Source organism: Planktotalea sp. (assembly GCF_039984035.1).
Taxonomy (GTDB): Bacteria; Pseudomonadota; Alphaproteobacteria; order Rhodobacterales; family Rhodobacteraceae; genus Planktotalea.
The window spans coordinates 1-6,405 of sequence record NZ_JBDWVM010000001.1; the positions used below are offsets into that span (position 1 = coordinate 1).

The 6,405-nt window shown below is 52.6% G+C and carries 6 protein-coding genes and 2 pseudogenes; 4 read left to right on the top strand and 4 right to left on the bottom strand.

Annotated elements, in window-relative coordinates; translation table 11 throughout:
• From ABJQ89_RS00005 to ABJQ89_RS00020, 4 genes and pseudogenes are all read left to right on the top strand, one after another.
• A pseudogene (locus ABJQ89_RS00005) lies at positions 1-100 on the top strand (acetylglutamate kinase); the annotation flags it as partial.
• A gap of 101 nt (positions 101-201) precedes the next feature.
• Positions 202-957: a hypothetical protein gene (locus ABJQ89_RS00010; protein WP_348494231.1), complete on the top strand. Its 756-nt coding sequence runs from the start codon at positions 202-204 to the stop codon at positions 955-957.
• A gap of 3 nt (positions 958-960) precedes the next feature.
• Positions 961-1,593 carry a ferredoxin gene (locus ABJQ89_RS00015; protein WP_348494232.1) on the top strand — a complete coding sequence of 211 codons (633 nt, stop codon included), beginning with the start codon at positions 961-963 and terminating at the stop codon, positions 1,591-1,593.
• Positions 1,594-1,596: 3 nt separating this feature from the next.
• Positions 1,597-2,085, top strand: a complete 489-nt coding sequence (locus tag ABJQ89_RS00020; RefSeq protein ID WP_348494233.1) for a histidine phosphatase family protein — start codon at positions 1,597-1,599, stop codon at positions 2,083-2,085.
• 138 nt (positions 2,086-2,223) lie between these two features.
• Here the strand turns inward: ABJQ89_RS00020 and ABJQ89_RS00025 are convergent, their stop codons facing one another.
• The 4 genes and pseudogenes from ABJQ89_RS00025 to ABJQ89_RS00040 form a co-directional block, all read right to left on the bottom strand.
• Positions 2,224-2,988, bottom strand: a complete 765-nt coding sequence (locus ABJQ89_RS00025) for an amino acid ABC transporter ATP-binding protein (RefSeq protein WP_348494234.1) — start codon at positions 2,986-2,988, stop codon at positions 2,224-2,226.
• Between the two features lie 15 nt (positions 2,989-3,003).
• Positions 3,004-4,455 carry an amino acid ABC transporter permease gene (locus ABJQ89_RS00030; protein ID WP_348494235.1) on the bottom strand — a complete coding sequence of 484 codons (1,452 nt, stop codon included), beginning with the start codon at positions 4,453-4,455 and terminating at the stop codon, positions 3,004-3,006.
• Between the two features lies 1 nt (position 4,456).
• Complete coding sequence (locus ABJQ89_RS00035) at positions 4,457-5,686, bottom strand: ABC transporter permease subunit (protein WP_348494236.1); 1,230 nt, start codon at positions 5,684-5,686, stop codon at positions 4,457-4,459.
• 136 nt (positions 5,687-5,822) lie between these two features.
• A pseudogene (locus ABJQ89_RS00040) lies at positions 5,823-6,405 on the bottom strand (amino acid ABC transporter substrate-binding protein); the annotation flags it as partial.

Here is a 6,405-nt window from a genome sequence, read left to right on the forward strand (position 1 = left end):
CGGCGTTCGCGCCGTGGTGATCCTAGATGGACGCGCGCCCAATGCCTGCTTGCTCGAGCTTTATACAGAACACGGTGCAGGTTCGCTCATTCGCGGTTAAGGCGCTTGCCTTGAAAAGTTGCTGTTCTTCTTGATCGCGCACGCATGACGTGTAGGCTGTCTCAGATTATTTCAACGACGTTTTTGATTTGGAGATTTGCCATGGCCGACGATCCCAAACCGGCAGAGCCAAAAACTCTGACCTATCACTTGCTAAGCATGCTGCGCCGACCCATCGAATATGGTCTCACAGGCGCAGCGTTGGTCGGCGTTTTGTTTCTAGCCAATCGATCCGAAATTCTGCCAAAGGTGTTCAAGGGCGCAGGCTTTGAAGTCGAGTTTCAGGAAAAGGTGATCCGCACGACCGCAGACACCGAACAAGGTATCAAAGTTTTACGCGCTACCGTTGAAGAGATGCGCGCAGAACTAAAGTCGCTTCGAACTGCGTTGGCCTCCATCGATGCGCCTGTGATTGCTGACGCTCCAGATCCTGATGCTATCGCCCAAACAAATGCGCTTCAGAAAGATGCAGATGGAGCCGATAAAGACAGCCTTTTGGTCGAGCAAAACCAAGTTATCCAAACCAAAGGGTTTATGTGGCTTGGAACCTATGACCCTCAACAAGAGCGATGGACTGATTTCTCGATCCAGCTGACTGATGGAGCTGAGCTCCCCCCGCCTGCGCAGCTTTCTGATCAAGCTTTGATGCTCACGACTACGGTCAACGTTAGGGAAGCCTATCCTTCGAATGACAGCAGTTATTTTCGCAGCGTGCGCGCAATCGGCGTGGCTGAGACAGGCACCCGCGCCACCTTGCTCTCTGTTCCGCAAAGCTACAACCGTGACGGCGTCGAACAAATCTGGGCACAAGTCGATGTGGCGGCACGGCCCTATATCGGTTTCAGCAGTTCAAACTAATTCATGAGTGACGCTCTTAAGACTCTTAACCATCTGTCAGCGGCATCGCATCTGGAGGTCTTTGGCCTCTTGCATGAGGGATCGGAGACAATTGCACTGCTTGGCCCCCGCGAACCCGATTTTTGGGCGAATGTGAGCCAAAGCGCTGAGTTTTTGGACGGGCAAAGCGATCCCTTGGATCGTTGGTCAAAGCGCGTAGTGAGGCAAATAGCGAAGGAATGTGGAGCAAAGGCCCTATTCCCTTCTGACGGACCTCCCTACCCGCCCTTCATTTCCTGGGCCCTCGCGAGTGGACAAAGTTGGGTATCCCCTGTTGGCATGTTGGTTCATGAAACGGCTGGCCTGTTCATTTCCTTTCGTGCCGCGCTACGATTTTCTGAGCATTTACCGCTGCCAGCTCAGACGGCTTCGCCATGTGTGAACTGTGCAAAGCCTTGCGTGTCGGCCTGCCCCGTGAATGCGCTTTCACCAGATCACTACGATGTACCAAGCTGCATGTCCCATATTCGGGAACGCGATAGCGCCGAGTGTCGGTCAAAAGGCTGCGCCGCGCGGCGCGCCTGTCCTGTGTCACAAAATTATGCACGCTCGCCGCTACAATCCGCTTTCCACATGCGCGCGTTTCTAGGAGAATAAAGCATGAGCAAAAAACTAATCATCATGCGGCATGCTAAATCCAGTTGGGAGCATGAAGGCCCTGACAAAACCCGCCCTTTGAATGAACGGGGACGCAAAGGCGCGACAGCGCTTGGCGAGTGGCTCCGATCCCAAAACCTGCATCCGGATACGATCCTTTGCTCCAGCGCAGCGCGCACGCAAGAAACGGCTGCACGCTTGAAGCTGAGCCAACCTATAAGTTCTATCGATGCGCTTTATATGGGCTCTGCGGATGAGTTGCTTCAGGAAGTCAAAAGCGCGGAAGGCGAGACCGTTTTACTGGTTGCGCACAATCCGGGCATTGGTGATTTTGCAGAACGACTTGCCCAAAAAGCACCAATGCACCCAAGGTTTCTGGATTACCCTTCAGGTGCGACCACTGTCTTTGAATGTGACATTGCCAGTTGGAGTGAGTTGGAATTCGGTGGAGCAACTGCCACCCAGTTCACCACGCCGCGCGATCTGGTCTAAACTTTTCATCTCTTTCGAAATGTCTCGGGGTGCTGGTTGCGCTCGCGCGCAGCAACTCCCTTGAAACGAAAAAAGGCAGACCCGAGGGTCTGCCTTTTACGCCGTAGGGTGCGTGGTATCACGCACCTTACGATTAGCTTAGTGCCCCAAAATCTGGCTCAGGAACAATTGCGTGCGCTCAGATTGCGGGTTGTTAAAGAACGCTTCTGGTTCGTTCTGCTCCACGATCTGGCCCTGATCCATGAAGATCACGCGGTTCGCCACCTGACGGGCAAAGCCCATCTCGTGCGTAACGCAAAGCATTGTCATGCCTTCTTCCGCAAGTTCGATCATCGTATCGAGAACTTCCTTGATCATTTCTGGATCAAGCGCTGATGTCGGCTCATCGAACAACATGATACGAGGCTGCATGCAGAGAGAGCGCGCAATCGCAACACGCTGCTGCTGACCACCGGACAACTGCCCTGGATACTTGTTCGCTTGATCCGGAATTTTCACCTTCTCAAGGAAATGCATCGCGCGCTCTTCGGCTTCTTTCTTAGGCGTTTTACGCACCCAGATCGGAGCCAATGTGCAGTTCTCCAAAATCGTAAGATGCGGGAACAGGTTGAAGTGCTGGAAGCACATCCCAACCTCTGAGCGGATCTTGTCGATGTTCTTCAAATCAGAGGACAGCACTGTGCCGTCGACCTCAATACGTCCCTGCTGATGCTCTTCCAACGCGTTAATGCAGCGGATGAGCGTGGATTTACCGGACCCAGAAGGTCCACAAATCACGATACGCTCGCCGCGATTAACCGTAAGGTTGATATCGCGCAGCACGTGGAATGTGCCGTACCATTTGTTCATGTTCTCAATGGTAATCGCGATCTCGTCCGATACCTGAAGTTTTGCTTCGGCCATGTGTCTAGCCTCCTATTATCGGTGACCGGTTGCGAGCTGACGCTCCAACCATTGTGAATATTGTGAAATGCCATAGCAGACGACGAAGAACAGCAAGGCCGCAAAGCCGAAGAGTTCCCAATAAACGCCATTCCATTCAGCAGATGCCAAGATCGGTCCGCGGATCATCCCCACCAGATCGAACATCGAAATGACCGATACCAGCGCAGTGTCTTTGAACAGGCCAACCGCTACGTTCACGATCCCTGGAATGGAAATCTTGAGCGCTTGAGGCAAGATGATGAGACGCATGTTCTGAGCGTAATCGAGGCCCAGTGAATCGCCCGCTTCATATTGGCCCTTTGGCAAAGCCGCGAGACCACCACGGATCACCTCGGCAATATAGGCTGCCGAGAACATCGTGATCATGATGATAACGCGCAGGATCAAATCGAACGTCGTGCCGGGTGGCAAGAAATACGCGAGAACCACGTTCGCCACGAACAAAAGCGTGATCAACGGAACGCCGCGAATGAATTCGATGAAGACAACGCAGATGCCTTTGATAATCGGCATGTCAGACTGACGACCCAGCGCTAAGACGATGCCCAGAGGGATCGACAAAGACACGCAGACCACGCCAAGGATGAAGTTCAACATGAACCCCCCCATGTCACGGCTGGGGATTGCTTCCAGCGCTAAGAAGCCAGGCAATGCCCCTGAGATAAAGCCAGAGACCCACCAAACGACGAAGGCGGCGATAACTCCGCCAATGAGGCCCATCGCAAAGCTTTGCTTTTCTAATTTCGTGAAGGCGATATAGCCACCGACAAAACCGAGTGCTGCAAAGACAGGTGTCAAGATAGTGCCACCCCAAATGAGCCAAAAGGCAAGGAAGGGGTAGATGGCTGTCGTCATAAGCATCCAGCCACGCACTTTTTTCGCATCTGACTTTGCCATGATGGATGCCGCAAACACAGCGCCTGCTATCAAGACAACGACGATGCCCTGCGCAGCACTACCAATGATGAGGACAAGAACCCCCAAGACGGCCAGTGCAATCGCAAGACCCTTTGTCGCTTTTTCCATGTGATTCATGAACATCAAAGGCACGACAGCAACGCTTAACAAAACGAATGCCAGAGCAGGACGCCAGTAATGTTCTTCAGGATAGGTGAAGCCAAACAACAGTTGGTTCCAGCGTTCCGTCAAAACTGAGAAACATCCGCCGACTGTGCCCTGAAGGACTTCACGGCATGCTGCGAGCGAAGGGGTATCCCAAACGCCGTTTGCAAACCAAGGAAACGCGCCAGACACGATCTTGTAGATGAAATACAGAGCGACAATCGTCAGAATTGAACTGAACGCATTTGGGAACAAGTTCGAGCGCAGCCAACCAATGGGGCCAGAGCTTGTCACCGGCGGTGATTTTTCCGCCAGCATTGCGTCGCGAACGAAAGCGACAGGTGTGGTGTTGGTATCTGTCATCTTACCGCTCCTTCAATTTTACTGAGTTGTTGTAGACGTTCATAACGGCAGAAATGCTGAGTGAGATCACAAGATAGAACAGCATCAACAAGAGAACCGTTTCAATCGCGCGGCCCGTTTGGTTGAGCGTGATACCACCTAGCGTGCCCGTCACATCCATGTATCCAACCGCAATTGCGAGCGAGGAGTTCTTAGTGATGTTCAGGTACTGAGAAATCAGCGGCGGAATGATCACGCGAAGCGCTTGTGGCAGAACCACAAGGTTCATGATGCGGCCCGGACGCAAACCCAGTGAAGCCGCCGCTTCGGTCTGACCTTTGGAGATCGCCAAGATACCCGCACGCACGTTTTCCGCGATAAAGGCAGCTGTGTAGATCGACAATGCAAACGTCAGAGCGATGAACGAGTTACGCGCATAGATGCCGCCTTTGAAGTTGAAGCCCTTCAGTTCAGGAAGCTCCCATGACAGCCCCATTATGAAGCAAGCAACGATCAATGGTACAAACCAAATCGCGAGCGTCTTGTAGATTGTTGTCGGACGGTCGCCTGTTGCTTCTTGCACAGCAGACGCTGATTTTGCGACAGCACGGCTACCAAAGAAACTTGCGATCAACAGCGCAATGATGATCAGCCAACCTGTGGAACCCGAAGCCCATTCAGCTGTGAAATGCGGACGCGGAAAATAAAAGCCGCGGCCCGTGAAAGCGAACATGTCAAACAGCATACTCGCCGTTGCATCATCACCGCGGAATTCGCGGGGTTGCGGCAACACGGCAACGAAGACCGCCATGATGATCAAGATCCAGATCAGCACCGGTACGTTGCGGAAGATTTCCACGTAAAAGGACATCAGCTTGCTGACGAGCCAGTTGTTGCTGAGACGCAAAACACCGACGAGAACACCAATGATCGTTGCAAAGAAACAAGCAACGACAGCAACCAGCAAGGTATTCAGGATACCCACGGTCGCAGCCCGTAGGTGCGTCGATTGTGAGGAATATTCGATAAGGCGCTGGTTGATATCATACCCTGCAGGTTCGCCCAAGAACTTGTAAGAGATGTTCAGACCAGCCGCTTGCAGGTTCGCAATCAAGTTGCTTGCTAAGTAGCCGAAGGCTGCAATCAGTGCGACGAGCGCGATAAATTGAAATGTATAGGATCGGTAACGCGTATCGTTGATCAACATCGATAAGCGGAATCCGCCCTTTGGAGGGTCAGATAGAGTCGTCATGGACTGTTCCCTGGTGTGCTATTTCTGGTGAAACCTGCCGGTTGGTCCGATCATGGCTCAGAAATTGCTAGTTTAATCTAAGTCGTAATGAAGAAGGGCGCGGAGTATACCGCGCCCTTCTTTTAGTATTCCGGGTTTAGCGGAATGGTGGAACGTAGAGCAGACCACCGTCTGTCCACTGTGCGTTCAGGCCGCGAGACAGACCGATTGGCGTGTTTTCACCAATGTTCTTCTCGAAGATTTCACCGTAGTTACCGCCAGCCATGATAGCTTTCATCGCCCAGTCAGCGTCGAGGCCGAGCATTTCGCCCAATGTGCCTTCTGTACCGAGGATACGGTTGATTTCTGGGTTGTTGCCAGCTGCTGCGCCAAGCTCAGCGATGTTTGCAGACGTGATGCCTACTTCTTCTGCTGCGATCAGTGCGTTCAAAGACCAACGTACAACGTCGCCCCATTCGTTGTCGCCGTGGCGAACAAGTGGGCCGAGTGGCTCTTTAGAGATGATCTCTGGAAGAACAACGTGGTCCGCTGGGTTTTCAAATGCGGCACGTGTTGCTGCAAGACCGGATGCGTCTGTTGTGTAAACGTCGCATGCACCTTCGAGATACAAAGGCTGAGCTTCAGCGTTTGTTTCGATTGGAACTGGCTCATAAGAGATGTTGTTTGTACGGAAGAAGTCCGCCAAGTTCAGCTCTGTTGTTGTACCAGTTTGGATACAT